Consider the following 26,283-nt stretch of genomic DNA (forward strand, 5'->3'; position numbering starts at 1 on the left):
CACCATGGACGTCGCCGCGGTCATCGGCACCGGCCACGCCTGCGAGCGCCTGGCGCTCAAGGTCCTCTGACTCACGCCATGGCCGAGAGGTACCCGCTCGACTTGCGGATCCACCAGGAGTACAGGACGCTCATCGGCCCGCCGGGCATCTTCCTGCCCGGCCGGTTGGCGATCTCGTCACCGGCCAGCCTGGCGGGCAGGCGCAGTTGCCTGGACCGGGTCCGCTCGTAGCCCCGCAGGTCACCGAGCGAGCGGGTCAGCAGCCAGGCGTCTTCGATCGCCTGGTTCGTGCCCTGGGCGAGGCTGGGGGGCATCGTGTGGGCCGAGTCGCCCAGAAGCGTGGTGGGCCCGCGCCCCCAGACCGCCGGCACCTTGTGCCGCCAGTGCGGGAACGCCTCCATCTCGGTCACCGACGACAGCACCTCGGGGACCAGGCCCTTCCACTCGCCGAAGACCTCCTTGAGCCGGCCGATCGGGTCGACCTCGTCCAGCCAGAGCGGACGGCCGGGCCCTGTGCGCAGCTCGAACCAGTTCAGCACCCTGCCGGGTCCCGCCGGGGTCAGGCCCATCATGCCCTCCTTGCCGGTGATGACCAGGGAGCGCCCGGTGTCGACCAGTTCCAGGGGTACGTCGGCGAAGGTCTGCCAGGTGACCCATTCGGTACGCCGGGCCGGATCCTCCTTCCCCAGCGCGCGCCGTACCGCGGAGTTGCGGCCGTCGGCGCCGATCAGGACGTCGCCGCGGACCGTGCTCCCGTCGGCCAGCGTGACCTCGGCCCGGTCGGGGTCGACCCCCACGACCTCGCTCCCGTAGCGGACCGGCACCCCTTCGACCAGGCGTTCGACCAGGTCCCGGCGGGCGATGTGCACGCTGGGAGCGCCGTACTCGCGTTCGGGACGCAAGAGGTCGATCTTCATCAGCGGTACGCCCTCCGGCGACCATCCCTCCAGCACCGTCAGCCGGCTGCCCAGGTCGGTCGGATCCGCCCCGAGCTCGCGCAGGATACGGATCGAACCCGGCCACAACGTGACGGAGCCGCCCTTCGTCCGCAGCTCCGGCGCCCGCTCAAGGATCTCCACGTCGTGTCCGGCGGCCGCGAGCGAGCGCGCCGCGACCAATCCACCCGGTCCCGCGCCTATGATGATGATTCTGATACGCATAGTATCTGATACTAGGAGTCTCACTTATGGCGCGCAAGCCCGATCCGGAAGTCGACGTCCGCATCAAGCAGGCGGCGACCACTCTGATCTTCACGAAGGGCCTGGACTTCACCATGGACGAGGTGGCCGAGGCCGCCTCCGTGGGCAGGGCGAGCGTGTTCCGCCGCTACGCCACCAAACGGGACCTTCTGCTGGCCGCGCTCGGCTCGGCCATGGACGCCAAGGTGGCGATGCCCGACACCGGATCGTTCGCCGGTGACCTGCGCGTGGTCGTCACCGAGACGATGGAGGCCTGGAAGGCCATGGGCCACACCGCCAGGCAGATGTACGGCGAGGCCGGCCGCGACCCCGCCGTAGCCGAGATCCTGCGCGAGGCGATGCGGTCGAGGATGGCCCGCTCATGGGAGATCTACGACAACGCCCTCGCCCGCGGCGAGGTACGCGAGGACGCCGACCTGTGGCTGCTGAGCGACATGTTCGTCGGCGTGGTCGTCTACCGGGGCCTGCTGGAGAAGGAGCTGCCCACCGTGGAGGCCGTCGTCGAGGCCCTGCTGCACGGCTTCGCCCCCCGCTGACCCGCTCAGCAGACTCCGGGCAGCGAGCAGACCTTTGCGGCCATCTTCCTGGCGTCCTTGGTCAGCCCGCCCGGGTTGTAGGAGCCGTCGGAGGTCGTGTAGATCATCAGGGCGCTGCCCCTGCGCGCGACGACGCCGGTGATCGTCTCGTTCACGCTGCCGTCCTGCCAGGTCTGGTAGCCCATTCCGATCGACTCGTCGCCCGCCTTGGCCGGGCTCATCCGCCACCGGATCTTGAGAGCGGGAGAGGCCGGGTCCCCCTTGCGCGCGCACCGCTTGACCTCGGCGCGCAGCTGGGCGAACGCGGCGTGGGCGGCGCGCGGGCTCTTGTACAGGACGAGTTGTTCTGACGCGCCGCTCGGGGCGCTGGTCCAGAGCGTGATCGTGCGGGCCGCCAGGCGGCCGCGGTCGGCGGCGCGCCGGTGGACGCACGGGTTCAGCTCCAGCGGCCTGGTGAGCTTGTCGCTGATCTTGTAGCCCTGCTCGTAGGCCTCTTCCGGAGTCTGGGTCTTGCGCGCGGCGGGCTCGCTGAGCAGGAAGTTCCTCGGGATCTCGGTCGCCGGTGAGAGGGCCAGCACCAAGGAGAGCGTCACAGTGATCATGCGGGGTTGGACTCCGCCGTGAAGCCTTTGGTTCGCCTCACCGCTTGGCGCACAGGGTGTTCTCGACCAGCCGGTCCATGGCCTTCAGCCGTCCGGAGGGGGTGATCACCTCGCTGAGCACCCTTGTCTCCATCCCATACCGTGGGAGGAATGCGCGGAAAGATCGAAGCAGCACTGGAAAAGACGTACGGCACGGCCCAGCCGTGGGAAGAGCTGGCCGGAGGCGCCATCCGCGGGTACGCGGTCGACCTCCCGCGCCCCCACTGGCACCTGATCACCATCGGGACGGGCCGGCACGGCTACGAGCTCAGCCTCCGCGTGGCCCGCGGCCCGGCGGACGCCGCCCCGCCCGACTGGTGCGTCAGCATCCTGCTCGACCTGCGCGAACAGCCCCTGGCCCCCGGCCACCTCACGCGCATGAACCCGAGAGGATCACTGACGGCGCTGGCCCTGACCGTGGACCCCGAGTTCGACGTCCTGGACACGCTCACGTTCCTGCAGGTCGCCGCGCTCACCGAGGCCGAGTACGAGCGGGCGCGGACAGGTCACGTCATCCCGACCCTGTGGCGGATCGGCCAGGACGTGCCGCTACACATCATCGACCCCGCTCAGCGATGACTCAGCACGTTGATCACCCGGCCGTTGGGGTCACGCACGAAGAACCGCCGCACGCCCCAGTCCTCGTCCCGCAGGTCGTGCACGATCTCGGCGCCACTCGCCCGCACGGCCGCGTACGCCGCGTCGACGTCGTCCACCTCGACGCTCACCTCCGGCGTGACCGGGGCGGTCTTGTCACTGGTCATGAAGCTGATCTGCGCCGCCGGGGCGGACGGCGAGGCCAGCGTCACGATCCATCCGTGGTCCATGACCTCCTCGAACCCCAGCAGCCCGTAGAACTCCCGGCTCTCCCGCACGGCCTCCGACTGGATGACGGGCATGACGCGGCGAACGGACATCGAAACTCCAAATCTGTAGGGAAGGTCTTCCCCGAAGGGCGGTGCCCCGGCCGGAGGGCCCCCAACCGCTCCCCGGCGATCAAGTGACGCGCGGCCCCAGGTGTACGCCTCCGCTGGCGTCCACCACCTGGCCGGTCACCCAGCGGGCCGCGTCGGAGGCGAGGAATCCCACCACGTCGGCCACGTCCTCGGCCCTGCCCACCCGGTCCAGCGCCGTGTGGCTCGCGAAGTAGGCCGACGCCTCCGGGGTGAAGAGCGAGGCGTTGGCGCTGGTCCGGGTGGCGCCCGGGGCGACGACGTTCACCGTGATGCCGCGGCTGCCGAGCGCCTGGGCCAGGGAGAGGCTCATGGTCTCCAGCGCGCCCTTGGTCATGGCGAAGGAGGTCTGCGTGGGATAGGCCATGCGGGTGGCGACGGTCGAGATGCCGATGATCCGCCCGCCGTTCCGCATGAGGGGCAGGAGCCGCTGGATGAGGAAGTACGGGGCTTTGACGTTGACCGCGAACAACCGGTCGAACTGCTCGGGGGTGTCCGTCTCGATCGGCCCGGCGGGCGGCGCGGCGGCGTTGTTGACCAGGATGTCCAGCTCGCGCTCCGCCAGCGCGTCGGCCAGTTCGCCCACCCCGGCCATGGTGGCGAGGTCGGCCCGCACCGCGAAGGCACGCTCGCCGATCCCGTCGACGGTCTCGGCCACCTCGGCCTCACTGGTGCTGTAGTGCACGGCGACGCGGGCGCCGTCGGCGGCGAGCCGTTCGGCGATGGCCCGGCCGATGCCGCGCGAGGCTCCGGTCACCAGCGCGGTCTTGCCGATCAGTCGTGTCATCGGATCCTCCGGAAATGTTAGTGACTACCACTTTGGTACTGTCTACCACATGACAAGCCTGCGCGACCGGCGCCGTATCGAGACGAGACAGGCGATCCAGGCGCACGCCATCCGCCTCTTCCTCGACCAGGGATACGACGCGACGACCGTGACCGGTGTGGCCGAGGCGGCGGGCGTCTCCGCGATGACCGTGTACCGGCACTTCGCCACCAAAGAGGACCTGGTGCTGTACGACGACTACGACCAGGTGACCGCCGCCACCGTCGCCGCCCGGCCGGAGACCGAGTCGCTCCACGAGCGGATCGGCCTGGCCCTCGTCGAGATGGCCGCCACGGCGATCGCGGCCGAGAAGGCCATGCTGCTGGCCCGGCTGAGCCTGATGATCTCCGTCCCGGCGCTGCGCGCCCACCACCTGGACAGTCAGTACGCCACCCAGTCCGCGATCGTCACCGCGCTCTGCGGCCCGTCGCCGGACCCCGCCGAGGAGTTCCGCGTACGCGCCACCGCCGGGGCCTGCCTGGGCGCCACCCACGTGGCCCTGGTGCGCTGGGCCGAGAGCGACGGCCACGCCGACCTGCCCGGACTGATGCGCCAGGCCTTGGGCTTCGCCTTTGAAAGGTGAGGTAAGGTGCAGTTACCGAGGACATCTCGAGCGTTGGCACTCAGGTCGGCGTCGCCCCCGGCGATTCACCACCGGCCCGTTTGCGCGGGCCCGGACAGGTCAGGCGACGAACATGACGCCGACACTTCAACCGCTCCACCCCGTCCTGCGGCTCAGCCTCGACCCCGCGCCCAGCCGAAGAGCCGTCGTGGACGGAGCCTGGTGGCCGCACTCCCGCGACGCCGCCGTCGAGTTGCCCGGCCTCATCGCCGCCGTCGACCAACGGCTGGGGCGCACAACATTGCTGGTCGGCCTGTACGAGAACGCGTGGCGGCAGATCCCGGACCGGATCCCGGCACCCGGGCGGCACGTCCGCGTCGGCCGCTTCCGCGACGCGGACCCGCACGTGGTCGTGCTGTTCTTCGCCGCCGTCGAACCGGTGGCCCTGCTGCTCATCCCGCCGGACACCGCCGCCGGGCCCGCCGAGAGCGCCCTGATGCGCGCCGCCCGGCACACCGCCGACCTGACCGCCGACGACCTCCTCGCCCTCACGTGCCTGCCGACCGCGGTGTGATCCCGCATCAGCTTCTCCGAAAGGAGACCCTTCATGGCCGTCATGTCCGGCATCGCCGATCCGCCGACACCGACCATCGTTCGCCTGACCGGTGAGATCGACATCTTCACCAGCGCGGCGCTCCGCCGCCGCTTGCTGAGCGCGCTGGGCTCCAGCACGAGCGTGCTCGTCCTCGACCTGTCCCAGGTCTCGTTCTGCGACGCCTCCGGCCTGGCCGTCCTGGTCGGGATCCAGCACCGCGCCAGGCCGCTGGGCATCACGGTGGCGCTGACCGCGCCCCGTCCGTTCATGTCCCGGCTCCTGCGCATGACCGGCCTGGACCGTAGCCTGCCGGTCATGACCTGACCCGGGTACGGCTCAGCAGGGCGTGAAGAAGACCCGCAGCGTGCCGTTCAGGGTTCCCCACTGACCCGCGGGCTGGTTGCAGCCGAACCAGCGCTGCCCGATGACCTGTTCCCCGCTGTAGTAGGTGAAGACGATGAGGTTGTCGCCCCCCGGCGGAGGAGGAGGAATGGCGTGCGCCGGGGTCGAGCCGAGCGCGAGCACGCCGGCGGCCAATACCGCCGCTAAAACCCCTCGCCTGATCTTCATGAAGTTCCTCCCGGGCTTTCCCTGTGGATGATCCGACATCAAGGTAACCCGGCCGGTGGCATTTTCAGCGGGTCCATTCGGTGCGGAATTCAGTTTCCGGCGGCGGCGGGCTCGTCCGGACGCGCTTCATTCCGGTTCCTTCAGCGGGAAGTTCGACCGTCAGATGGATGACGGTGCCTTCATCGCCGGTGGTGATGTCGACGCTGCTGACCAGATGATGGATCAGCCACAGTCCGCGGCCGCCCAGCGCGTCGGGACTGATCCGGGAGACGTTCAGCCCGTCGAGCGGAATGCCGGGGCCGCGGTCGGAAATCGTGCAGTGCACGTGACCGTCGCTGCGCCACAACTGGATCTCGCCGTGATTGCCGGCGTGCTTCACCACGTTGGCGACGCTCTCGTGTACGGCCAGCACGAACTCGAGCAACCGGGCGCCGTTGAGGCCGAGGGATTCGGCGTGCTCGGCCGTCGCGTGCCGGATCATGTGCAAGGAGGAGCCGGCGAAACGATCCGCCAGCAGGAATGGCTTGCCGTGCTCGGGGAGCGGCGATTTCGCTGCGGTCATCACAGACCCTCACCGTTTCACCAAGTGATGAGACAGTTCGCCCGCCGGGGTCTGGGGCGGTTCACATTCTCTCCGCCATAGTGGCGGTCTTACAGTCGCTCGCAGGTGAATTATCCGGCCTGACTGACCGACGGTCAAGGTCGCGATTACCGGATGGGTCCGCTTGCCGCCAAGAGGTGTAATCTACTTGGAGACTCGAAGTAAGATCTCTTCTTTTCTGATCTTCCGTGTCGTCTGGACCTCGCGCACGTCGGATGCCGGTCGGGGCGACCGGCTCCGCGTTGCCGCCTGGGATTGTGGAAGATCATTCATGGACGCACTGACGCTGACGACCCGAGAGCGGGACGGCACGGCCACGGTCAGCGTGGCCGGCGAAATCGACATCGCCACCATCGGGCAGTTGCGCCGGTACGTGCTGGAGATCGTGGCCCGGGGCGTGCGCCGGGTGGTGCTGGACATGACGAAGGTGTCGTTCATCGACGCGGCCGGACTGGGCGCGATGGTGGGGCTGGCGAGCGTGGCCGCGCAGGGAGGCGTGTCGCTGGGGCTGGGCGAGGTCTCCGCGGCGGTGACACGGCTCGTGGAGCTGACCGGCCTTGGCGACCGCTTCGCCGTACGGGCTGGGTGACCGTCCTGGACGCGGCGGGCGCACTGCCCGACCAGCGCGGGGCGCTGTCCGACGTGTCTTTCGTCGTACGGCGGGCGGCCGCGCACCGGCCCGGCCGCCCGAAGCGGAGCCGCCGGTCGTCCGGGGCGCTCATGCGGGTTCCTTCGGCGATGACTACGACGTCATCGCCTTCGTGGGGCCCTGGCGGAACGGGGGGCTTCACCCGCTGACGACGTCCACGACCCAGGTGACGCCGAACCGGTCCGTCAGCATCCCGTAGAGGGGCGCCCACTGCGCGGGGCCGAGCGGCTGCTGGACGGTCGCGCCGTCGGAGAGCTTCTCCCAGTACGCGGCGACCTCCTCGGCGGTGTCACCGCGGAGCGAGACGAAGAACGCGTTCTCCCCCTGGTTCCAGGGCAGGCGCGACGGGACGTCGTAGGCCATGACGCGAAAGCCGCTGTCGGCGGCCACCTGGCCCCACATCACCTGGTCGGCCTCGGCGGGGTTCTGGACGTTTCCCGCGTCCTTGTACGTGATCGCCACCATCTGGCCGCCGAAGACGGACTGGTAGAAGGTGAGCGCCGCCTGGGCGTCGCCGCGGAAGTTCAGGTGGGTCACAGAATTGACGGACATGATCGGCTCCTTTGCTTGTCGGTTCCTTGGTGCGACCCACTCTCGCAAGGGAAGCGGCCAGGGTGTGGCCGGTTCTCGGGCCGGTTCTCGGGCCGCTTCTCAGGCCGATCCGAAAGGCGCGCCGGGGGCGAAGGCCGCGCGGGTGAAGTTCTCGCCGATTCTGCGGTGCCCTGCCGGGTCGGGGTGGACCTCGTCGGGCAGCGGGAGTTCGGCGTAGTCCTTCTCGCCGTAGAGGTCGCGGCCGTCGAGGTAGTGCAGGTTCGGGTCGTCGGCCGCCCGCCGTTCGATGATCTGGGCGAGTACGTCGCGGATGACGTTGAGCGTCAGCCGCCCGGCGGCGCGGTCGGCCGGATCGCCCGTGGCCCTGAAGCGCAACGTCCCCGTGGAGAAGTCGGGCGCCAGCGGGCCGGGGGTGTCTTCCTGGACCGGGCACAGGATCGCGGACACGACCAGCAGCGGCGTCGCCGGATGCCCCTCGCGGATGGTGTCGAGGAAGCCGTGGACCGCCGGGATGAAGGCGCGCAGGCGCATGGCGTCGGTGTTGACGAGGTTGATGCCGATCTTGACGCTGACCAGGTCCGCCGGGGTGTCCCGCATCGTGCGGGCGGTGAACGGGTCCAGCAGCGCGCTGCCGCCGAACCCCAGGTTGACCAGTTCCACCCCACCCTGGGCTGCGGCCAGGGCGGGCCAGATGCCGGTCGGGTGGGCGGCGTTCGAGCCGTGGCTGATGGAACTGCCGTGGTGCAGCCACACCCTGCGACCGCTGGCGGGCGCCGGCTCGACCGGGGCGTCGGTGCGCAGGGCGATCAGCTCGGTGGGCTCCGTGTGCGGAAGCCAGATTTCGACGCTCTTGTCGCCCGCGGGCAGTTCGGGGAACCGGGCGGTGCCGGGTGGGCCCTGGTGTAGCTCGGCGGTGCCGGTGGCCATGTCGGTCATGCGGACGTTGCCGCCGGTCACCGTGGCCTGGGCGGTGAGGTGGCCGTCGACGAGCAGGTCGTAGACGCCGTCGGCCGGGGCCGGCAGGCCGCGGTAGGCCCGCTTGGTGGGGAGTGTGTCCAGTTCGACGGTGGTGGCGCGGGTGCGGAAGGCCAGCCGTACGCCGGATGGCTGGGCTTCGGCGACGGCGAGCTGGTCGTCGGGGATCTGCCGGCGTGCCCAGGCGGGCAGGCGGTGCGGCAGCAGTCCGTGCGCGGTGCGTTCGACGTCGATCGCGCCGCGCAGGAGGTCCGCGGTGATGGGTGTGCTGATCATGACTCCACCTGTGGATCAGGTTGCGAGGGTCCAAGCTAGGACTATTATGCATCTACCTAATCATCCTAGGCAACCGGATGTGGGCAGGGGCAGTGAGGTGCAATTCCGGTTGCCTTTACTTGTCAATACTCGGCGGAGCCAGAAACGGGCGACAAGAAAGGCCGTAACGGATTACGGGCACGCCGCACCAAGCGGAAAGTGCCTGTTCAGCGGACTTTGGGCGCTTTTGGACCGATACAGCATCTGTTGTCGATGAATTTCCAAGTATTTCCGCACATATTGACGCCCTTTTAGATCTCACGTCAGATGCAGGAAGCTCCGTCTTCCTCCCTTCCTGATCGATCACCGCGGAGCGACGCCAGAGATCTCTGGGGAGATCTCGCACACCCCCCCGGCGGCCGACGTACCCCCAGCCGCGGCCGCTCACCCAGAAGGAGCACCGCGTGAAACGCAAACTCGCGTTAGCGCTCGTCGCGAGCACCACCAGCCTGCTCGTGGCGATGTCGGCCTCGATCGCCTCGGGCCAGACCGCCCTGGCGGCAGAGACCGCCGCACCTCCGGACCCGGCCACCGCGGCCGTCCAGGCGGCCGACCGCCTGGTGGAGTCCGAGCCCGGCGTTCTGCGCGCCTCACCCAAGGACGCCTTCGTGCGCCAGGGCGTGACCGCCGGTCAGAACGGACTCAACTACGTCTCCTACGCCCGTACCCACGCCGGTCTGCCGGTGCGCGGCGGTGACTTCGTCGTCGTGACCGACTCCACGGGCGGCGTGCTGAGCACGTCCATCGCGCAGACCCAGCCGCTGGAGGTCGCCACCAAGCCGGCCATCGGCGCCGACCGGGCGGCCGACGTCGCGCGCGCCCTGGTTCCCGAGGTCGCCTCGGTCTCCGCGCCGCAGCTCAGCGTCTTCGCCGAGGGTGCGGGGCGCCTGGCGTACGAGGTGCGGGTCGACGGCACCGACAAGGGACGCGAGACGAAGCTGCACGTGTTCGTCGACGCCGTGAACGGCCAGGTCATCGAGAAGTCCGACCTGGTCATGGACGGCACCGGCAACAGCTACTACAACGGCAACCCGGTCACCATCGGCACCTCCGGCTCGGGCTCCAGCTTCTCGATGACGGACCCGGTCCGCACGGGCATCCGGTGCGGCGGCCAGGACGGCGCGGCGTACACCGGGACCGACGACAACTGGGGCAACGGCTCCGGCACGAACCTGGAGACCGCCTGCGTGGACGTGCTGTTCGGGGCGGGCAAGGAATGGGACATGCTCAGCCAGTGGCTGGGCCGTAACGGCATCAACGGCACCGGCGGCGGCTTCCCCGCACGCGTCGGGCTCAACGCCGTCAACGCCTTCTGGAACGGCAGCTACACGAGCTTCGGCCGCTCCCAGGACAGCCAGCGCCAGGTCACCCCGATGGACGTCGTCGCGCACGAGTACGGCCACGCCATCTTCCAGAACACCCCCGGCGGCTCGACCGGCAGCAACGAGAAGGGCGGCCTCAACGAGTCGACCGGTGACATCTTCGGCGCGCTGACCGAGGCGTTCGCCAACCTGCCCGCCAACCTCGACCCGCCCGACTACAGCGTGGGCGAAGAGGTCAACCTGACCGGCAGCGGCCCGATCCGCTACATGCACCAGCCGTCGCTGATCTCCGGCCACCCCAACTGCTACTCCTCCTCGGTGCCGAACCTGCCGGTGCACACGGCTGCCGGCGTCCAGAACCACTGGTTCTACCTGCTGGCCGAGGGCACCAACCCGACCAACGGCCAGCCGCAGAGCCCGACCTGCAACTCCACCACCCTGACCGGGATAGGCCCGCGCAAGGCCGGCCAGATCTTCATGGCCACGCTGCTGCGCAAGACCGCGACGTGGACCCACTCGCTGGCCCGCAAGGCCTCGCTGGAAGCCGCGATCCAGTCGTTCCCCGGCTCCTGCGCCGAGTTCGACGCCACCAAGGCCGCGTGGCTGGCCGTGAGCGTACCGGCCGCGGCGGGTGAGCCGGCCTCGTGCCAGGGCGGCGGCCCCGGCTTCACGATGGAGCTGAACCCGACGTCGGCCACCGTACAACCTGGTCAGACGACCACTACGACCGTGAGCACGACGACCACCACGCCACCCGCGCAGACGGTCACCTTCTCGGTCTCCGGACTGCCCGCCGGCGTGACGGCGACGTTCAGCCCGTCGAGCGTGACCTCGGGCGGCTCATCGACGATGACGATCAACGTGGCGACGGGCACCCCGAGCGCCACCCACAACCTCATCGTCACCGGTGACGGCACCTCGATGGACCGCACCGCCCCGTTCACCCTGAACGTGGGCACGGTCAGCAACGTGGTCTTCAACGACACGTTCGAGACCTCGCTCGGCTGGACCACGAACGCCTCCGGCACCGACACCGCCACGTCCGGCGCCTGGGAGCGGGGTGACCCGGCGGCCACGAGCTCCGGCGTCACACTGCAGCTCGGCACCACCGTCAGCGGCGTCAACGACCTGGTGACTGGCCGCCTGGCCGGCAGCGGGGCGGGCACGCACGACGTCGACGGCGGGGCCACGAGCATTCGCTCGCCGGAGATCGCGCTGCCGTCCGGGACGCTCACGATGACGCTGTCGTGGTACCTGGCGCATCTCAGCAACGCGAGCAGCGCCGACTACTTCCGCGTCCGCGTCGTGTCCGGCTCGACGAACACCGTCGTGCTGCAGCAGCTCGGCTCGGCCGCCAACCGGGCCGGCGCCTGGCAGTCCGCGACGATCAACCTGTCCTCGTTCGCGGGGCAGACCGTCCGGCTGCTGGTCGAGACGGCCGACGCGGGTACGGCCAGCCTGATCGAGGCGGGCGTGGACGACGTGAAGATCACACGTTCCTGACCGCCATTCCGTAAGGGGGTCCCGGCGCCCAGCGGGCGCCGGGACCTCTAGCCTCGTGCGGGAAGGGCCGTGGCGATGAAGTCGAGGACGCGCTGGAGCCCGTCCCTGAACTGGTCGTCACGGCTCAGGTGCGGGTGCCGCGCCTCCATCACGATCTTGGTGAAGATCGGGTACTCCCCGCTCTTCACCAGCCCCTCGATGTACGGGTAGTTCCGCGTCATCCACTCCGACTCGCTGAGCCCGCTGCGGCGGACCTCCTTGGCCGAGCTGATCTCCTCGCGGACCGTGCCCTCGACGTAGCTGTTCAGCATGGCCATGAGGCCGAGGTTCTCGTCGATGGAGACGAAGGGGTCGAGCACTCCCATCATCCGTTCGATCAGGAGCAACTGGTTGGGGCCGAAGCTGGGAAGTGACCGCTGCACGGCGCCGATCCAGGGGTGCCTCAGCCACATGGCCCGCAGCCCGTCGGCGTAGCGGGTCAGGTCGGCCCGCCAGTCGCCCGAAGGCATGCCCGTGACGTCGATCTCGCCCTGCATCCGGTCGGCCATGAGCTCGACCAGGTTGTCGCGGCTCGGGACGTACCGGTAGAGCGACATCGCGCCGGCGCCGATCTCGGCGGCGATCCGCCGCATGGTGGCGGCCTCCAGCCCCTCGGTGTCGGCGACCCGGATGGCCGCGTCGGTGATCTGCGCGCGGCTGTAGCCCGGCTTCGGCCCGCGGGCCGGGCGCTCGGGCAGCATCCAGATGTTCACGTACTCGGCGTCGGTCACCGCTCCACCCTTCCCTACTTGCGTACATGGTACCCAGTAATTTACTCTGGCCGCCATAACCGCGTACAACGTACCCAGTGGAGGGGTCATGGCTGATCCGATCGTGCTCGCCGAAGGGCTGCACAAGTCCTTCGGCGACACCCATGCGCTGCGGGGGCTGGACCTGAGCGTCCCGAAAGGAACGGTCTGCGGCGTGCTCGGCCCCAACGGCGCCGGGAAGACAACCGCGGTACGCATCCTGGCGACCCTGTCCGACCCCGACGCCGGCCACGCCCGCATCGCCGGATACGACGTCGTCCGCGAGGCCGGCAGGGTACGCGCCAAGATCGGGCTCGCGGGCCAGTACGCCGCCGTGGACGAGAAGCTCACCGGCCGCGGCAACCTGCGCATGTTCGGCCGCCTCTCCCACCTGTCCCGGGCCGAGGCGCACCGGCGGGCCGACGAGCTGCTCGACCGCTTCGGCCTGATGGACGCCGCCGACCGGCAGGTCACCGGCTACTCCGGCGGCATGCGCCGCCGCCTCGACCTGATCACCAGCCTCATCCTGCGTCCGGAGGTGCTCTTCCTGGACGAGCCGACCACCGGCCTCGACCCGCGCAGCCGCGGCGAGATCTGGGAGAGCATCCGCGAGCTGGTGGCAGACGGCACGACGGTGCTGCTCACCACCCAGTACCTGGACGAGGCCGACCAGCTTGCCGACGACATCGCCGTCGTCGACCACGGAAAGGTGATCGCCACCGGCACGCCCGACGAGCTGAAGGCCACGATCGGCGACCGCCTCGACGTCACCCTCGAAGACCCCGCCGCGACGCCTGAGGCGGCGACCGTCCTGAACACGCTGGCCGGCACCGAGCCCACCACGGCCGACGGCCGGCTCACCGTCGCCCTGCCCGCCACCGGCCCGCGCCTCGCCGACATCGTGCGCGGGCTCGACCACGCCGGAGTCGCCGCCGCCGACGTGAGCCTGCGCCGCCCCACCCTCGACGAGGTGTTCCTGCGCCTCACCGACCGCAAGGAGACCGTCCGATGACCGCCCTCACCTCGCCGCTCGGCCGCCTGCGCTGGACGTTCACCGACGGCATGACCCTGATCGGCCGCGAACTGGGACGGCTGCGCAACAACCCCGGCGAACTCGTCGTGGCGCTGATCTTCCCGGCCGTCATGGTGGTGCTGTTCGGGTACGTCTTCGGCAGCGCGATCCAGGTGCCGAACGGCGGCGACTACCGCGAATACCTCATGCCCGGCCTGTTCGCGATGGTGACCTTCTCCGCGGTGATGGGGGTCATGACGCGCATGGCCGGCGACGCCTCCCGCGGCGTGATGGACCGCTTCCGCTCCATGCCGATGGCGCGCCTGGCGGTGCCGTTCGGGCAGACCGGCGCCGACCTGCTGATCGGCCTGCTGATGCTGGCCATCATGGTGGGCGCCGGCCTGCTGGTGGGCTGGCAGCCGCACAACGGCCTGATCCCCACGGCCCAGGCGTTCCTGCTGATGATCGTGCTGCGGTACGCGCTGAGCTGGGCGGGCGTCTACGTGGGCCTGGCGGTGAAGAACGAGCGGATCGCCGACGCGATGGTGCCGCTGTTCCTGCCGTTCACGATGTTGTCCAACGCGTTCGTCCCGACCGGCGGCATGCCCGCCTGGCTGCGCTTCCTGGCCGACTGGAACCCGGTCAGCGCCCTCACCGCCGCCTCCAGACAACTGTTCGGCAACCCGGGCGCCCCGTCCGGCGACGTGGCCTGGCCGCTGGCGCATCCGGTGGCAACGGTCCTGCTCTGGTCGGCGGCGTTGCTGGTGGTGTTCGTCCCGCTGTCGCTGCGCGCGTACTCACGCTGGGGGCGGTGACGCGTGATGATCAAAGAACGCGTGATGGTCGAAGAAGCGGACCGCGATACGGCGGTGCGCCGCGTGCAGGAGGCGTACGCCCAAGGGCACCTCACACACCAGGAGATGAACGAACGCCTGCACCGGGCGCTCACCGCCGAGACCCCCGGCGAGCTCGCGGCCGTGCTGCCGGAGGGCGAGGAGCCGGCGGGCACGATCACCGCCGCCGGCGGGCTCATCCTGCGGCGCGGCGCCTGGCGGGTGCCCAGAACGCTCAAGGTGGAGTCCGCGCTGGCGCGGGTGCGCCTGGACCTGTCGCGCGCGGTCATCGACCATCCCGTGATCGACATCGAGCTGCGGCTCGGCACCGGCGCGGCCGTGATCACGGTCCCCCGCGACGCGACCGTGGACCTCGACGGCCTGACCGCCGGTTGGAAGGACCCCCGCTACAAGGCCGGGCGGCACGGCACGGCCGGACCGACGATCCGTATCTCGGGCGCCATGGGACTCGGACGCCTGACGATCCGCCACGCTCGCCGCTGAACCCATCGGCCAAGGGTGCGGGCAGGTTCTTGGCCGATCGGACAAGGTTCGGCGCCATCTCTTCACGCACTGTTGACCCCATGGACAATTCGTGGGGCTCGGTGCGCATCCACCGCGACCCGTACGGCACGCCGCTACTCGACGCCACCAGCGAACCCGCCGCCTACTTCGGCCTCGGCTACGCCCAGGCCCAGGACGACCTGCCGGGCGTGCTGCGCCAGTACCGGCTGGTCCGCGGCGAGCTCGGTGAGCCGGAGCGCGATGCCAACCAGCGCCGCTGGCAGGTGCTCGAAGAGGCCAGGCGCGGGTTCGACAGCCTCCCGGCCGGCCTGCGCGAGTGCTATGTGGCGTTCGTCGCCGGGATCGCGGCGTGGATGGACGAGCATCCGGCCGAGGTGCCCGCGTGGGCGCCGCCGCTGGAGCCCGCGCTGCCGATCGGCGTCAACCGCACGGTGATGTTGTACTGGATCATCGTCGACGCCGTCACGGCGCTGCGCGCGGCGGGCATCACCCCGGCTGCCCCGGCCTCCGAGCTGGACCTCGCCCTGGTCCCGCCCGGCTCCAACGCCTGGGTGCTCAGGCCGTGGCGGACGGCCGCCGGGGAGACGATCCTGGTCAGCGACCCGCACCTGCCCTTCGGCGGCGCCTTCGAGATGTACGAGGCCGTCGTCAAGGGCGGCGACCTGCACTACACCGGGTTCGGCTTCCTGGGCGCGATGCTGCCGCCGCTCGCCCACAACGGCGACGTGGCCTGGGGCCTGACGACCGGCGGTCCGCGTGTGTCCGACGCCTACCGCATCGAGGTGGACGGCGACGTCTACCGCTACGACGGCGAGACCAGGAAGGTCCTGGAGTACGAGGGTCATGCCCACGTGCTGCACAACGGCGTGATCGCCCCGGTCGTGGCCAGGGACGACGCCGCCGTCTACGTGGTGTGCACGCCGTACATGGGACGGGCCGGGCAGACGGAGCGGCAGTTCATGGCGATGCTGCGGGCCCGTGACACCGGCGAACTGCGCGCGGCGCTCGACGCCTGCGACTTCCCGCCGCAGAACCTGCTGGCGGCCGACTCCGCGGGCGACTGCTTCTACCTGCGCACCGGCCGGGTGCCCGTGCGCGGCTTCGAGGAAAGGGGCGTGCTGGACGGCAACACCTCGGCGACCGCCTGGCAGGGCATCCGCCCCGCCGCCGAGCTGGTGCAGCTGGCCAACCCCGTGTCCGGATATCTCCAGAACTGCAATACCGCGCCCGACACCGTGGCACCCGACCCGGCGCTGTCTCCCGAGCACTGGCACCGCGACGCCTTCAACGACGAGGCGGGCCGCGACACCAGCAGAGGCCGGCGCAGCGTCGAGCTGCTGAGCAGGGCCTACGCCACCGACGTCGAGGAGGTGACCGCGTGGGCGATGGAGGACCGCTGGATGGACACTCCGCTGTGGCAGGCCAAGCTCGCCGATGCCGCGGCGGCCGACCCCGCGCGCGTCGCCGGGTGGCCCGGCGGGCATCGCCTGCTGCTGCGCAGGCTGCTCGGCTTCGACGGGCACGCCGGTCCCGGCTCGGTGGACGCGATGGTCTGGCTGGCCTGGCGCTCGGCGGGTGAAGATCCGCTCGACGCGCTGGAGAAGGTGGCGCCGGCCGTACCGGATGAAACGTATGGTGCGGCGCACGAGCTCGCGCCCGGGGTGCCCGGTCGCGGGGGTGCGCTGCTGGAGCTTGAGGTGCCGCTGCGCGCCACCTACTTCTCCGGCGGGCGGGCCTATGCGGGCGGGCCCTGTCTGCGGATCGTGGCTTTCGGCCCGTACGGCATGCGGTCGTGGAGCGTGTCGATGCCCGGCCAGGCCGAGTTGTACGGCCGCGGCGAGGTCAAGCCGATCGTGTTCGACCCGTCATGAGGCTCTATCCCGTCCTGGCCGTCGGCATGCTGGCGATCACCGACGCCTTCGTCAACCAGGCGCTCAGCGTGCTCGCGCCGGACATGACCAGCTCGCTCGGCGTCTCGGCCGGCGCGCTCGCCACGTTGCTGGCGATCCAGCTGCTGGCCGTCGGAACCGCGCCGTTCCTGATGGCCGCGCTGGTCGGCGGCCGGCCGCGGCGCGCGGTGATCTCCATCGTCACCGGCTTCGTCTGGAGCCTGTCGACGATCGCGATGGCGTACGCGAACAGCGTCTGGATGGTCGGCGTGCTGCTCGTGCTGAGCGGCCTGGCCAACGGCAGCCAGCTCGCGCTGCACTCCCCCCTCCTGGCCGACCTGTACGAACCCGCCGTCCGCGGCCGGGTGCTCGCCCTGTACGGCGCCGCCACCCCCGCCGGGGCGATCCTGAGCCCGCTCACGGTCTCGGCGCTGGCCGGATGGCTGGACCTGGACTGGCGGACCGTGTTCGTGGTGCTCGGCGTGGTGTCGATGCTGGGCTGCCTGTTCGCGCTGCGGCTGCGCGACCCGGGCATCGGCCGGTTCGAGGCCCCGGCGGGCGGCGGCGGGCTGCTGCGGTCCAGGACGTTGCGGCGGGTCTTCGCGTGCTTCGTCGCGTTCGGCATGCTGCTGGTGCCCGCGGCGACGTTCCTGTCGGTCCATCTCAAGGAACGCTGGGGGCTGGAGACCGAGGCGCGCGGGATCTTCACCGCGGTCTGCTCGGCCGCGACGATCGTGGTGCTGGTGACGCTCGGGCGGCGCCTCGACGGGATCTTCAGGTCGGACCCGCGCCGCGTCCCTTACGTGATCGCCGTGCTCCTGGCCTGCTGCGGCGGGGCGTTCGCGCTGGGAATCAACGCCCCGAACGTGGTGTTGTGCCTGATCGCGTTCTTCGTCGGGCTGATGCTGACGCCGCTGATCCTGCCGATGATCACGTTGATCATGGTCTCGGTGACCGCGCCCGCGCAGCGCGGCTACACCGCCAGCTTCTTCGGCATCAGCCTCGCGGTGGGCGGGCTGGCCGGCGCCTGGCTGATCGGGTCCGGCGGCGCCCTGGGAATGGCGATTCCGGCGCTGGTGGCGGGCCTGATCATCGCCTCGGCCGCGCGCACGATCCAGCATGATCTTGTTCCGGTGAAGGAGAATCTCAGTGTCTGACGTCTTCGGCGACTCCAGGTACGCGACGCTGCCGGACGGGCGGCGGCTGCACCACGTGACCCAGGGCTCCGGCGGGCCGGTCGTGGTGTTCGAGTCCGGGCTCGGGGCGACCCGTACCGAGTGGGGGCTGGTGCTGCCCGCCCTGGCCAAGCACACGACGGTGGTGGCCTACGACCGGGCCGGGCTCGGGCGCAGCGACCGCGATTCGGCCCGGCGCGACCTGGAGCGCATGGTGGCCGACCTCGGGCACCTGCTGGATCACCTGGGGGCGGGGCCGTACATTCTGGCCGGTCACAGCCTGGGCGGGCCGATCATCCGCAGCTACGCGGCCGCGCACCCCGAGCGGGTGGCCGCGCTCGTGCTGATCGACCAGGCGGCCGAGGACCTGGACATCTACTACGCGCGGCGCACCAGGGCCGCCGCCCTCGCCCTGCAGTCGGCGCTGATCGTGCTGTCCCGGTTCGGCGTCAAGACCATCACCTCGGAGGTACGCCGCATCCTGCGCCTGTTCCCGGCGGACATGCGGGCAGAGGCGGTGGCCGAGATGACGCGCACGTCGGAGTTGCGGGCCACCCGGGCGGAGTACGAGGCGCTCGCGGAGGGGCTCGCCCGCCTGCGCGCCTCCACCCGCCCGCTCCCGCCGGTGCCCGTGACGGCCATCAGCGGCGCGCTGGCCCCGAGCGCGATCGAACGGCGCGTGCGGCCGGACCTGATCGCCAGCCATCAGCGGCTCGTCGCGGCCCTCCCTTACGGCAGGCACGTCGTGGCGGGGAAGTCCGGGCACATGGTCCCGCAGGACGAGCCCGAGCTGGTGATCGAGGAGATCGTCCGCCTCCTGCCGTGACGTCAGACGGCCGGGCCGATGGTGACCCGGAGGTGCTTCATCAACGGCTGGTCGCTCTGCGTGCTGTGGTCGGTGATGGAGCACAGGACGTTCATCTCGGGCATGTATCCGGCGCAGCAGCCTTTGGGCAGGTTGTGCCGGACGGCGAGGTAGCCGTGCAGGGAGCGGGTGGTGCCGTCCCTGGCGGTGCTGGTGATGTCGACGGGATCGAACTGGCCGATGCCGCGCTCGCGCATGTCGTCGGCGTTCATGAAGACGAGGGTGCGCAGGTTCTTGATGCCGCGGTAGCGGTCGTTGTCGGAGTAGATCGTCGTGTTCCACTGGTCGTGGGAGCGCATGGTGCCCAGGATCAGCGTGCCGGGCGCGGGGACGACGTCGGGCAGCCGGGCGGTGGAGAACTCGGCCTGGCCCGAAGGCGTGAGGAAGATCAGCTCGCGGGCCGGCTGCTTGATGCGGAAACCCATGGGCAGGCGGACCCGGCGGTTGAAGTCCTCGAATCCGTCCAGGACCTGGGCCATGGTGTCGCGGATGCGGTCGTAGTCCTCGACGTACCAGTCCCAGGGGGTGTCGCTGTGCGGGAGGGCGGCGCGGGCCAGGCCCGCGATGATGGCCGGTTCCGACAGCAGGTGGTGCGAGGCGGGGCGTTTCATCCCCACCGACAGATGCACCATGCTCATCGAGTCCTCGACCGAGGTCTGCTGCACGCCACTGCGCTGCACGTCCTTCTCGGTACGGCCCAGGCACGGCAGGATGAGCGCCCGGCGGCCGTGGACGAGGTGGCTGCGGTTCAGCTTGGTGCTCACGTGGACGGTCAGCTCGCACGAGCGCAGCCCGGCGTGGGTGTAGGGGGTGTCGGGCGCGGCCATGGCGAAGTTGCCGCCCATGCCGACGAACACCTTCACCTCGCCGCGGTGCATCGCCTCGATGGTGGTCACCACGTCCAGGCCGTCGGCGCGCGGCGGGTCGATGCCGCACACCCGCGCCAGCCGGTCCAGGAACTCCTTGGGCGGCCGGTGGTCGATGCCGCACGTCCGGTTGCCCTGGACGTTGCTGTGCCCGCGCACCGGCGACGGCCCCGCGCCCTCCCGGCCCAGATTGCCGCGGAGCAGGAGCACGTTGACGATCTCCCTGATGGTGTCGACGCCGTGCTCGTGCTGGGTGACGCCCAGGCACCAGCTGATGATGCTGCGGTCGGCGCCGCGATACACGCGCGCGGCCCTCAGGATGTCGTCGCGGGTGAGGCCGCTCTGCCGTTCGATCTCCTCCCATGGCGTGGCCGCGCACAGGGCCTCGTACTCCGCGAACCCCGTCGTGTGCCGGTCGATGAACTCCTGGTCCACGGCCCCGGGATCGCTCTGCGCCCGCTCCAGCGTCGCCTTGGCGATGCCGCGCATGAGCGCCATGTCGCCGCCGCTGCGTACCTGGAGGTTCAGGGTGCTGGTGCGGGTCGCGCGGAACAACGCCATCTGCGTGAACTCGTGCGGGATGATGGTCCGGGTGGCGCCCGCCTCGATCATCGGGTTGATGTGCACGATCTTGGCGCCGCGGCGGTGGGCCTCCGCGAGGCTGGTGAGCATCCTGGGGGCGTTGGAGGCCGCGTTGACCCCCATGATGAACAGCGCGTCCGCGCTGTCCCAGTCCTTGAGGTCGGCGGTGCCCTTGCCGGTGCCGAGCGAGGCGTGCAGGGCCCGGCCGCTGGCCTCGTGACACATGTTGGAGCAGTCGGGCAGGTTGTTGGTGCCCAGTTCGCGGGCCATGAGCTGGTAGAGGAAGGTGGCCTCGTTGCCCAGCCGTCCCGAGGTGTAGTACGCGGCCTGGTTCGGGTCGTCCAGCTCGCGTACCGTCCGGCCGAACAGCTCGAACGCCTCCTCCCAGCCGATGGGGACGTAGCGGTCGGACGCGGCGTCGTAGGACATCGGCTCGGTCAGCCGTCCCTGGTCCTCCAGCGCGAAGTCGCTCCACCGCGACAGCTCGCTCACCGTGTGGGCGGCGAAGAACTCCCGTCCGACCCGCTTGCCGGTCATCTCCCACGTGACGTGCTTGATCCCGTTCTCGCAGATGTCCAGATGCAGGCCCTGGGTGTCCGGCCACGCGCATCCCGGGCAGTCGAAGCCGCCGTTCTCGTGGTTCATGCGCAGCACGGAACGGGGGCCGTCGACGAACTCGCGCTCGCGCACCACGAACTCGGTCACGGCCTTGGCCGCTCCCCAGCCCGCGGCCGGGTGATGGTAGGGACGGGACTGCGGCGGCCCCTCTGGCACCGGCCCCACGCTGGGCTCTTCGCTCATTCCACCAGTTAAGCCCAGCGCCCGGTTACTACCCGAAAGTCTGGTTAACTCCATACTTCGTGGACGCGTTTCCATGGCAGAAATTAGCGGAAACTATGCTTTTCCATCCGGGTGGGCAGTTCTTGGGCTAGGAGGTCGGGCGGGGAATAGGCGTGCAGGACTTCACGGTGCTGCCCGCCTTGGCCAGCCAGGTGCCCAGCCGCCAGGGAGCGGGACCGGCAGGCATCTCCGAGTACTCCAGGACGACCGTCTCACCTGGCCGGATGTGTTCGGGGGAGATCTTGATCTCGCGCAGCGAGAGCACCCGGGTGGCCTGGAACGAGCGCCACTCCTTCTCCTTGCCACGCGTGAAGACCTCGTTCCCGTTGTACGCCGCGTCCACGCTGTCGAACCGGGGCGTCTCCGCGCACCACGTGTCCGTGGGCAGGAACGTCACGTCGGCATTGACACCGGCCGCGCGGAGGTCGGCCTCAAGCGCTTCGGGGTCGCGCAGTTCGTTGACGGCCACCGTGATCGTGCCGTCCGGGTTCGTGGTCACCGCGTAGGCCGGGGTGCCGGTCGCGACGATCAGCGGGGTGGCCACGACCGCTGCCGCGGCCCCCGCCGCGACCAGCAGCCTGGGGGCGGTGAAGCGGCGTCTGGGACGCATGCCGTTCAGCAGCCGCCGCCTGGCTCCGGCGAGATCCTCTTCGGTACCGGGCTGGACCGTCGCCCACATGCTCTTGAGCTCGTTCATGGTCATTCTCCTTGTCCTGGCTGCAACGCTTGGCGGATCTGGGCGCGGGCCCGGTTGAGCCGGGAACCGACGGTGCCCAGCGGGATGGCGAGCGCGTCGGCGATCTCCTGGTAGCTCAGCTCGGCCCAGGCGACCAGCAGCAGCACGTCGCGGTCGACCTGTTTGAGCTTCAGCAGCGCCCGCGCCAGCGGCAGGTTGACGGCCAGCGTGTTGACGCCGTCCTCGACCTGCGTGTTCGCGGTCTGCGCCGGGTGCACGCCGGTGCGGAGGTAGGCGCGGTAGAGGCTGGTCTCGGTACGCCGCCGCTTGCCGATCACGTTGGAGGCGATGCCGTACAGCCAGGGGCGGGCGTCGGGGCGGCCCCGGTCATATGCGCCCCGACGCTGGAAGGCGGCCAGAAAGGTGTCGGCCACGACATCCTCCGCCTCGGCGGGCCCCAGCCGCCTGGTCACATAGCGATGCAGTAACGGTGCGTACCTGTCGAACAGGGCGGCGAAGACCTCAGGCTCGGCCAGCGACCTCTCGATCAGGGACGCGTCATCAACGTGGACGTCTTCGCGGGCGAGTGTCATGCATGTCGGCCTTTCCTGGTGTGTACGGTCACCTGTACTTACCGCGCCAGGCAGAAATGCTTCATCCCCGGAAGACGCACCCGCACAGGGTCACGAAGTGGCCCTAACGGCGCCCCACTCTCACTGGTTGTCCCCGAACGCTCTTGATCTTTATCAAGACGACAGCGGGTCACGAAGTGGCCCTAACGGCGCCTCACCCTCACTGGTTGTCCCAAAAAAGAACTGTCTCTTAAGCTCTTGAAGCCGCACAAAACACGAGCAGATACGCTGGGCCGCGGAGGACGGTGTGATGTCACATCCTTGGCGGGGCTGGTGCTTACTCCGGCCGGGCCTTCTGCTGTTCGGCGGAACCGTCGGCAGGAACGACCTGCACGCGCACCACGCGGTCCAGCTCATCGTGTCCGCGCAGCCCTTCACCATGGGCGACGCCCACGGCGGAGAGCTGACCACGCAGATCGCGATCGTCCCGCCCGACGTCCGGCACACGGTGCGCAAGGGGGCGCACGAAGCCCTGCTCGTCCTCATGGATCCCCGCAGCTCCCCCGGCCGTTCCCTGCTGGCGCGCTTCGACGCGGGGCTGACGGCGTCGGGCTGGGCGCCGACCCTGAAAGATCCGCCGGCCCCGGCCGAGGGCATGCGGCCGCTCATGTTCGCCGAGCCGGCGGCCGGTCATGCTCGCTCGGCCGAGGCGGCGGCCGCGCTGCGGACGGTGGAGGGGTGGACCGGCCACAGTGCGGCCGAGGGCGCCCGCCTCCACCCTGCGGTGGAGGCGGCGATCGCGGTGATCCCCACGCTGCTGCGGCGCGGACCGGTGCGGCTGCGTACGGTGGCGGACGCGGTCCACATGTCGCCGAGCCGGTTGGCGCACCTGTTCGGCGCGCACGTGGGGATCCCGCTGCGGCCGTACGTGCGGTGGCTGCGCATGCAACAGGCCATCGACCTGGTGGCCGGCGGACAGACGCTGACGGCGGCCGCGCACAGCGCCGGCTTCACCGACGGCTCGCACTTCACCCGCGTCTTCCGCGACACCTTCGGCACCACGCCCTCAGAGCTGGCCGCCGCGATCGACTGGCTGCCCTGATGCTGGTGAACGGTCCCCGTAGACGCTCACCAGCTCGTCAGCGCAGCTCGCGCTTGAGGATCTTGCCGGTGGCCGAGATCGGCAGGGTCTCGCGGAACTCGATGATCCGCGGGTACTTGTAGGCCGCCATGTTCTCCTTGGCCCAGCCGATGAGCTCGTCCCCGCTCGCGGTCGCGCCGGGCGCCAGGATGACGTACGCCTTGACCTCCTCGCCGTGCGAGTCGTGGGGCACGCCGACCACCGCCACCAGCGAGACCGCCGGGTGCGTCATCAGCACCTCCTCCACCTCGCGCGGGTAGACGTTGAACCCGCCCCGGATGATCATGTCCTTGGTGCGGTCGATGATGGAGTAGTAGCCCTCCTCGTCGCGGGTGGCGATGTCGCCGGTGCGGAACCAGCCGTCCCGCATGACCTCCGCGGTCTCCTCGGGCCTGCCGTAGTAGCCCTTCATGATGTTGTGCCCGCGGACGGCGACCTCGCCGGGGCCCTCGCCCTCGATGGGGTTCCACTCGTCGTCCACCAGCCGCATCTCCACGCCCCAGATGGGGAAGCCGATGGTGCCGGGCTTGGTGGGCCGGCTGAGCTGGTTGAAGCTGGCCGCCGGGGAGGTCTCCGACAGACCGTAGCCCTCCAGGATGGGGATGCCGAAGGTGGACTCGAAGTCCTTGAGCACCTCGATCGGCAGGGAGGCGGCCCCGGACACCGCCACCCTCAGCGTCTTGGGCACCTCGTCCCCATCGCTGTGGATCTTCGAGAGCATCGCCCAGTACATGGTCGGCACCCCGGCGAACATGGTCACCTTCTCCCGGCACATGAGCTCCAGCACCGCACCGGGGTCGAAGCGCGGCAGCAGCACCAGGGTGCCGCGCCTGCGCAGGCAGACGTTCATGACCGAGACCTGGCCGAAGGAGTGGAAGAGAGGCAGCACGGCCAGCGAGACGTCGCCGTCGGGGTCGGCGGGGAACATCCCGTCGCTGACCATGGTGTTGATCAGCAGGTTGGCGTGGGTGAGTACGGCGCCCTTGGCCTGGCCGGTGGTGCCGGAGGTGTAGAGGATGGCCGCGGTGTCACCGGGCTCGGTCTGGACCGTCTCGAACTCCGCGGACATGCCGTCCAGCGCCGCCCAGAACGACTCGCCGTGCTCCGACTCGGTGGCCAGGGGCGTCGTGGGCAGCACGATGAACTGCTCGCACCCGTCGGTGGCGTCGAAGGCCTCCCGCCCGCGCGCGCCCATGGGCAGTTCGGGCGTGCCGTCGAAGCAGAACAGTGCCTTGGCGTCGCTGTCGGTCAGGTGGTAGGCGATCTCCCGCGGCTGCAGCAGCAGGTTGAGCGGCACCACGGTCGCCCCGGCCTTGAGGATGCCGAAGTAGACGAAGGGGAAGTAGGGCACGTTCGGGCAAAGCAGCGCGACCTTGTCGCCCTTGCCGATCCCCCGAGCGACCAGGAGGTTGGCCACCTGGTTCGCGACAGAGTCCACCATCGAGTACGGCAGGCGCAGGTCCCCGAAGACCAGGGCGGTGCGGTCCGGAACGTGGCGGGCACTGTCTTCCAGAATGATCGACAGATTGAGCATCGCGACCCTTTCCTCGATGCCAAGACACGGAACTTCGTACGGTCCAGAATGCCGCGAGGGCGTGGGAAGCACTTGTACGAACGTGCCGACCTCACCCCTACTTGACATGAAAGAGCAAGTACTTGCTATCTTTCGTCAAGTGAGTACGCGCGAGCATGTGGAACTGGCCGGTGAGCTGATCGGGCTGATCGAACGGCGCATCACCGACCCCCTGGAGATCCTGTTCGGCTCCGCCGGCCAGGTGGACCCGATCAGAGCACGGCTGAAGATCGAGGCCGAGGTCTGGGCCGCCCAGCTGATGGGCCCGGACGACGGCCTGGCCGTCCGTACGGCGGCGCGGCTGATCGCCGCCGTCTTCCCCTCCGACGGCCCGTTCGACCCGGCCGACGCGTGGTGGGCCACCGCCTTCGGCAGGGTCGTGGCCAGGCGCGTGGGCCATCCGGGCAAGGAGGCGGTGCCGTTCGCGACCGCCGGAGCCATGCTCGGCATCACCCGGCAGGGAGTCCACGACCTCGTCAAACGCGCCAAGCTCGACCGCCACCCCGACGGCGGGGTCACCACGAAGTCGATCCGCGAACGCCTCGGCCAACCCCAGGAGCGCCATGCCGCACGACGTCACCATCAATGACCACGCCATCCCCCTCGCCGTTCGCGACCACGGCGGGGACGGCCGGCCCGTTCTCCTGCTGCACGGCCTCGGCGGCACCCTCGAAGCCGTGGTGAAGCACCTCGGCCTCGGCAACCCGGCCGTCCTCGGCCACTCGCTGGGCGGGATGCTCGCCGTCCTGTGGGCCAGGCGCCACCCCGAGTGCCCGGGGATCGTCAACCTCGACGGGCTGCGGTCGGCGGAGAACGATCCCGGCAACTACCCCGGCATGGACCCGGCGGCGCCCCGGAGTTCCGCGACAGCATCCCTCTGCTGCGCGAGGTGACCTGCCCCGCCCTGGTCGTCATCCCGGCCCAGGACCCGCCCGGGACGGACGGCGGGGAGCTGATGGCGGCGTTCCGCCGTGGTGTGCGCCGCGACCTCGGCGGCCTGCCGGGACACATCCAGGTCAAGGAGCTGAAGGCCGGTCACGGCATGGTGACCGAGCGGCCCGCGGCCGTCGCCGCCCTGGTCACCGAGTGGCTGCGGCCGTAGGTCAGGTGGCGGAGCGGCCGCCCGCGGTGGTGGAGCACTGCCCGA

General features: G+C 70.1%; 30 protein-coding genes. 17 read left to right on the forward strand and 13 right to left on the reverse strand.

The genetic code is table 11. The features are described from left to right. Positions 1–71: 71 nt before the first annotated feature. The gene (locus tag ACFWYW_RS30015; protein WP_379614308.1) at positions 72–1,160 is read right to left on the reverse strand and encodes an FAD-dependent oxidoreductase; all 1,089 of its coding nucleotides are present in this window, start codon (positions 1,158–1,160) and stop codon (positions 72–74) included. A gap of 26 nt (positions 1,161–1,186) precedes the next feature. Between ACFWYW_RS30015 and ACFWYW_RS30020 the strand changes: the two genes are divergently transcribed. Next, entirely contained in the window at positions 1,187–1,735 is a 549-nt protein-coding gene (locus ACFWYW_RS30020) for a TetR-like C-terminal domain-containing protein (RefSeq protein WP_379614310.1), read from the forward strand. Positions 1,736–1,740: 5 nt separating this feature from the next. Here the strand turns inward: ACFWYW_RS30020 and ACFWYW_RS30025 are convergent, their stop codons facing one another. After that, positions 1,741–2,337, reverse strand: a complete 597-nt coding sequence (locus ACFWYW_RS30025) for a hypothetical protein (RefSeq protein ID WP_379614312.1) — start codon at positions 2,335–2,337, stop codon at positions 1,741–1,743. A gap of 150 nt (positions 2,338–2,487) precedes the next feature. Between ACFWYW_RS30025 and ACFWYW_RS30030 the strand changes: the two genes are divergently transcribed. Beyond that, a complete protein-coding gene (locus ACFWYW_RS30030; protein WP_379614314.1) occupies positions 2,488–2,955 on the forward strand; it encodes a hypothetical protein in 468 nt (155 codons plus the stop codon). On the opposite strand, the gene ACFWYW_RS30035 is transcribed toward ACFWYW_RS30030, so the two are convergent. Together ACFWYW_RS30035 and ACFWYW_RS30040 are read right to left on the reverse strand one after the other, a co-directional pair. Beyond that, on the reverse strand, positions 2,946–3,293 hold the full coding sequence (locus ACFWYW_RS30035) for a VOC family protein (protein ID WP_379614316.1): 348 nt from the start codon (positions 3,291–3,293) through the stop codon (positions 2,946–2,948). The two genes, ACFWYW_RS30030 and ACFWYW_RS30035, sit on opposite strands and share 10 nt — an antisense overlap. A 79-nt stretch (positions 3,294–3,372) precedes the next feature. After that, positions 3,373–4,116, reverse strand: a complete 744-nt coding sequence (locus tag ACFWYW_RS30040) for an SDR family oxidoreductase (RefSeq protein ID WP_379614318.1) — start codon at positions 4,114–4,116, stop codon at positions 3,373–3,375. Between the two features lie 49 nt (positions 4,117–4,165). Here ACFWYW_RS30040 and ACFWYW_RS30045 point away from each other — a divergent pair, with 49 nt between their 5' ends. The 3 genes from ACFWYW_RS30045 to ACFWYW_RS30055 all read left to right on the forward strand — a co-directional run bounded on the left by ACFWYW_RS30045 (position 4,166) and on the right by ACFWYW_RS30055 (position 5,636). After that, positions 4,166–4,738: a TetR/AcrR family transcriptional regulator gene (locus ACFWYW_RS30045; RefSeq protein ID WP_379614320.1), complete on the forward strand. Its 573-nt coding sequence runs from the start codon at positions 4,166–4,168 to the stop codon at positions 4,736–4,738. A gap of 112 nt (positions 4,739–4,850) precedes the next feature. Then, positions 4,851–5,291: a DUF5994 family protein gene (locus ACFWYW_RS30050; RefSeq protein ID WP_379614322.1), complete on the forward strand. Its 441-nt coding sequence runs from the start codon at positions 4,851–4,853 to the stop codon at positions 5,289–5,291. Positions 5,292–5,324: 33 nt separating this feature from the next. Then, entirely contained in the window at positions 5,325–5,636 is a 312-nt protein-coding gene (locus ACFWYW_RS30055; protein ID WP_379614324.1) for an STAS domain-containing protein, read from the forward strand. Positions 5,637–5,648: 12 nt separating this feature from the next. Here the strand turns inward: ACFWYW_RS30055 and ACFWYW_RS30060 are convergent, their stop codons facing one another. Next, complete coding sequence (locus ACFWYW_RS30060) at positions 5,649–5,882, reverse strand: hypothetical protein (protein WP_379614326.1); 234 nt, start codon at positions 5,880–5,882, stop codon at positions 5,649–5,651. A gap of 64 nt (positions 5,883–5,946) precedes the next feature. Then, complete coding sequence (locus tag ACFWYW_RS30065) at positions 5,947–6,444, reverse strand: ATP-binding protein (RefSeq protein WP_379614346.1); 498 nt, start codon at positions 6,442–6,444, stop codon at positions 5,947–5,949. 310 nt (positions 6,445–6,754) lie between these two features. On the opposite strand from ACFWYW_RS30065, the gene ACFWYW_RS30070 reads away from it, so the two are divergent. Next, entirely contained in the window at positions 6,755–7,072 is a 318-nt protein-coding gene (locus tag ACFWYW_RS30070; RefSeq protein ID WP_379614328.1) for an STAS domain-containing protein, read from the forward strand. A 198-nt stretch (positions 7,073–7,270) separates the two neighbouring features. Here the strand turns inward: ACFWYW_RS30070 and ACFWYW_RS30075 are convergent, their stop codons facing one another. Together ACFWYW_RS30075 and ACFWYW_RS30080 are read right to left on the reverse strand one after the other, a co-directional pair. Then, a complete protein-coding gene (locus tag ACFWYW_RS30075) occupies positions 7,271–7,684 on the reverse strand; it encodes a VOC family protein (protein WP_379614330.1) in 414 nt (137 codons plus the stop codon). A gap of 99 nt (positions 7,685–7,783) precedes the next feature. Next, on the reverse strand, positions 7,784–8,935 hold the full coding sequence (locus ACFWYW_RS30080) for a GDSL-type esterase/lipase family protein (RefSeq protein ID WP_379614332.1): 1,152 nt from the start codon (positions 8,933–8,935) through the stop codon (positions 7,784–7,786). Between the two features lie 443 nt (positions 8,936–9,378). Between ACFWYW_RS30080 and ACFWYW_RS30085 the strand changes: the two genes are divergently transcribed. Further along, positions 9,379–11,799 carry a M4 family metallopeptidase gene (locus ACFWYW_RS30085; protein ID WP_379614334.1) on the forward strand — a complete coding sequence of 807 codons (2,421 nt, stop codon included), beginning with the start codon at positions 9,379–9,381 and terminating at the stop codon, positions 11,797–11,799. Between the two features lie 47 nt (positions 11,800–11,846). On the opposite strand, the gene ACFWYW_RS30090 is transcribed toward ACFWYW_RS30085, so the two are convergent. Then, positions 11,847–12,569 carry a TetR/AcrR family transcriptional regulator gene (locus ACFWYW_RS30090; protein ID WP_379619158.1) on the reverse strand — a complete coding sequence of 241 codons (723 nt, stop codon included), beginning with the start codon at positions 12,567–12,569 and terminating at the stop codon, positions 11,847–11,849. A gap of 88 nt (positions 12,570–12,657) precedes the next feature. Between ACFWYW_RS30090 and ACFWYW_RS30095 the strand changes: the two genes are divergently transcribed. From ACFWYW_RS30095 to ACFWYW_RS30120, 6 genes are all read left to right on the forward strand, one after another. Continuing rightward, a complete protein-coding gene (locus ACFWYW_RS30095) occupies positions 12,658–13,599 on the forward strand; it encodes an ATP-binding cassette domain-containing protein (protein ID WP_379619156.1) in 942 nt (313 codons plus the stop codon). Next, positions 13,596–14,414, forward strand: coding sequence for an ABC transporter permease (locus ACFWYW_RS30100; RefSeq protein ID WP_379619154.1), 819 nt, complete (start codon positions 13,596–13,598; stop codon positions 14,412–14,414). Before ACFWYW_RS30095 ends, ACFWYW_RS30100 begins: the two co-directional genes overlap by 4 nt. A gap of 6 nt (positions 14,415–14,420) precedes the next feature. Next, positions 14,421–14,936, forward strand: a complete 516-nt coding sequence (locus ACFWYW_RS30105) for a DUF1707 domain-containing protein (protein ID WP_379619152.1) — start codon at positions 14,421–14,423, stop codon at positions 14,934–14,936. An 80-nt stretch (positions 14,937–15,016) separates the two neighbouring features. Beyond that, positions 15,017–16,828, forward strand: coding sequence for a penicillin acylase family protein (locus ACFWYW_RS30110; RefSeq protein ID WP_379619150.1), 1,812 nt, complete (start codon positions 15,017–15,019; stop codon positions 16,826–16,828). Continuing rightward, on the forward strand, positions 16,825–18,003 hold the full coding sequence (locus ACFWYW_RS30115) for an MFS transporter (RefSeq protein ID WP_379619148.1): 1,179 nt from the start codon (positions 16,825–16,827) through the stop codon (positions 18,001–18,003). The genes ACFWYW_RS30110 and ACFWYW_RS30115 overlap by 4 nt, the downstream gene beginning before the upstream one ends. After that, positions 17,996–18,847 (forward strand): alpha/beta fold hydrolase, encoded by an 852-nt coding sequence (locus ACFWYW_RS30120; RefSeq protein ID WP_379619146.1) that lies wholly within the window; start codon positions 17,996–17,998, stop codon positions 18,845–18,847. The genes ACFWYW_RS30115 and ACFWYW_RS30120 overlap by 8 nt, the downstream gene beginning before the upstream one ends. A gap of 2 nt (positions 18,848–18,849) precedes the next feature. Here ACFWYW_RS30120 and ACFWYW_RS30125 read toward each other — a convergent pair whose 3' ends face one another. From ACFWYW_RS30125 to ACFWYW_RS30135, 3 genes are all read right to left on the reverse strand, one after another. Continuing rightward, the gene (locus tag ACFWYW_RS30125; RefSeq protein ID WP_379619144.1) at positions 18,850–21,135 is read right to left on the reverse strand and encodes an FdhF/YdeP family oxidoreductase; all 2,286 of its coding nucleotides are present in this window, start codon (positions 21,133–21,135) and stop codon (positions 18,850–18,852) included. Between the two features lie 127 nt (positions 21,136–21,262). Next, complete coding sequence (locus ACFWYW_RS30130) at positions 21,263–21,871, reverse strand: hypothetical protein (RefSeq protein WP_379619142.1); 609 nt, start codon at positions 21,869–21,871, stop codon at positions 21,263–21,265. Positions 21,872–21,873: 2 nt separating this feature from the next. After that, positions 21,874–22,443 carry an RNA polymerase sigma factor gene (locus ACFWYW_RS30135; RefSeq protein WP_379619140.1) on the reverse strand — a complete coding sequence of 190 codons (570 nt, stop codon included), beginning with the start codon at positions 22,441–22,443 and terminating at the stop codon, positions 21,874–21,876. Positions 22,444–22,732: 289 nt separating this feature from the next. Here ACFWYW_RS30135 and ACFWYW_RS30140 point away from each other — a divergent pair, with 289 nt between their 5' ends. After that, positions 22,733–23,524: a helix-turn-helix transcriptional regulator gene (locus ACFWYW_RS30140; RefSeq protein ID WP_379619138.1), complete on the forward strand. Its 792-nt coding sequence runs from the start codon at positions 22,733–22,735 to the stop codon at positions 23,522–23,524. Between the two features lie 37 nt (positions 23,525–23,561). On the opposite strand, the gene ACFWYW_RS30145 is transcribed toward ACFWYW_RS30140, so the two are convergent. Beyond that, positions 23,562–25,097, reverse strand: coding sequence for a long-chain fatty acid--CoA ligase (locus tag ACFWYW_RS30145; RefSeq protein ID WP_379619136.1), 1,536 nt, complete (start codon positions 25,095–25,097; stop codon positions 23,562–23,564). Positions 25,098–25,236: 139 nt separating this feature from the next. Between ACFWYW_RS30145 and ACFWYW_RS30150 the strand changes: the two genes are divergently transcribed. The 3 genes from ACFWYW_RS30150 to ACFWYW_RS30160 are packed head-to-tail and all read left to right on the forward strand — an operon-like array spanning position 25,237 to position 26,238. Then, the gene (locus tag ACFWYW_RS30150) at positions 25,237–25,725 is read left to right on the forward strand and encodes a hypothetical protein (protein ID WP_379619134.1); all 489 of its coding nucleotides are present in this window, start codon (positions 25,237–25,239) and stop codon (positions 25,723–25,725) included. After that, entirely contained in the window at positions 25,700–26,029 is a 330-nt protein-coding gene (locus tag ACFWYW_RS30155) for an alpha/beta fold hydrolase (protein ID WP_379619132.1), read from the forward strand. Before ACFWYW_RS30150 ends, ACFWYW_RS30155 begins: the two co-directional genes overlap by 26 nt. Then, positions 26,026–26,238 carry a hypothetical protein gene (locus ACFWYW_RS30160; protein WP_379619130.1) on the forward strand — a complete coding sequence of 71 codons (213 nt, stop codon included), beginning with the start codon at positions 26,026–26,028 and terminating at the stop codon, positions 26,236–26,238. Before ACFWYW_RS30155 ends, ACFWYW_RS30160 begins: the two co-directional genes overlap by 4 nt. Positions 26,239–26,283: the final 45 nt, after the last annotated feature.

The organism is Nonomuraea sp. NPDC059023 (assembly GCF_042740095.1).
GTDB lineage: Bacteria > Actinomycetota > Actinomycetes > Streptosporangiales > Streptosporangiaceae > Nonomuraea.

Coding starts and splice junctions, on each gene's coding strand:
- ACFWYW_RS30015 (WP_379614308.1), bottom strand. CDS start 1,160: ATGCGTATCAGAATCATCATCATAGGCGCGGGACCGGGTGGATTGGTC.
- ACFWYW_RS30020 (WP_379614310.1), top strand. CDS start 1,187: ATGGCGCGCAAGCCCGATCCGGAAGTCGACGTCCGCATCAAGCAGGCG.
- ACFWYW_RS30025 (WP_379614312.1), bottom strand. CDS start 2,337: ATGATCACTGTGACGCTCTCCTTGGTGCTGGCCCTCTCACCGGCGACC.
- ACFWYW_RS30030 (WP_379614314.1), top strand. CDS start 2,488: ATGCGCGGAAAGATCGAAGCAGCACTGGAAAAGACGTACGGCACGGCC.
- ACFWYW_RS30035 (WP_379614316.1), bottom strand. CDS start 3,293: ATGTCCGTTCGCCGCGTCATGCCCGTCATCCAGTCGGAGGCCGTGCGG.
- ACFWYW_RS30040 (WP_379614318.1), bottom strand. CDS start 4,116: ATGACACGACTGATCGGCAAGACCGCGCTGGTGACCGGAGCCTCGCGC.
- ACFWYW_RS30045 (WP_379614320.1), top strand. CDS start 4,166: ATGACAAGCCTGCGCGACCGGCGCCGTATCGAGACGAGACAGGCGATC.
- ACFWYW_RS30050 (WP_379614322.1), top strand. CDS start 4,851: ATGACGCCGACACTTCAACCGCTCCACCCCGTCCTGCGGCTCAGCCTC.
- ACFWYW_RS30055 (WP_379614324.1), top strand. CDS start 5,325: ATGGCCGTCATGTCCGGCATCGCCGATCCGCCGACACCGACCATCGTT.
- ACFWYW_RS30060 (WP_379614326.1), bottom strand. CDS start 5,882: ATGAAGATCAGGCGAGGGGTTTTAGCGGCGGTATTGGCCGCCGGCGTG.
- ACFWYW_RS30065 (WP_379614346.1), bottom strand. CDS start 6,444: ATGACCGCAGCGAAATCGCCGCTCCCCGAGCACGGCAAGCCATTCCTG.
- ACFWYW_RS30070 (WP_379614328.1), top strand. CDS start 6,755: ATGGACGCACTGACGCTGACGACCCGAGAGCGGGACGGCACGGCCACG.
- ACFWYW_RS30075 (WP_379614330.1), bottom strand. CDS start 7,684: ATGTCCGTCAATTCTGTGACCCACCTGAACTTCCGCGGCGACGCCCAG.
- ACFWYW_RS30080 (WP_379614332.1), bottom strand. CDS start 8,935: ATGATCAGCACACCCATCACCGCGGACCTCCTGCGCGGCGCGATCGAC.
- ACFWYW_RS30095 (WP_379619156.1), top strand. CDS start 12,658: ATGGCTGATCCGATCGTGCTCGCCGAAGGGCTGCACAAGTCCTTCGGC.
- ACFWYW_RS30100 (WP_379619154.1), top strand. CDS start 13,596: ATGACCGCCCTCACCTCGCCGCTCGGCCGCCTGCGCTGGACGTTCACC.
- ACFWYW_RS30105 (WP_379619152.1), top strand. CDS start 14,421: ATGATCAAAGAACGCGTGATGGTCGAAGAAGCGGACCGCGATACGGCG.
- ACFWYW_RS30110 (WP_379619150.1), top strand. CDS start 15,017: ATGGACAATTCGTGGGGCTCGGTGCGCATCCACCGCGACCCGTACGGC.
- ACFWYW_RS30115 (WP_379619148.1), top strand. CDS start 16,825: ATGAGGCTCTATCCCGTCCTGGCCGTCGGCATGCTGGCGATCACCGAC.
- ACFWYW_RS30125 (WP_379619144.1), bottom strand. CDS start 21,135: ATGAGCGAAGAGCCCAGCGTGGGGCCGGTGCCAGAGGGGCCGCCGCAG.
- ACFWYW_RS30130 (WP_379619142.1), bottom strand. CDS start 21,871: ATGAACGAGCTCAAGAGCATGTGGGCGACGGTCCAGCCCGGTACCGAA.
- ACFWYW_RS30135 (WP_379619140.1), bottom strand. CDS start 22,443: ATGACACTCGCCCGCGAAGACGTCCACGTTGATGACGCGTCCCTGATC.
- ACFWYW_RS30140 (WP_379619138.1), top strand. CDS start 22,733: ATGTCACATCCTTGGCGGGGCTGGTGCTTACTCCGGCCGGGCCTTCTG.
- ACFWYW_RS30145 (WP_379619136.1), bottom strand. CDS start 25,097: ATGCTCAATCTGTCGATCATTCTGGAAGACAGTGCCCGCCACGTTCCG.
- ACFWYW_RS30155 (WP_379619132.1), top strand. CDS start 25,700: ATGCCGCACGACGTCACCATCAATGACCACGCCATCCCCCTCGCCGTT.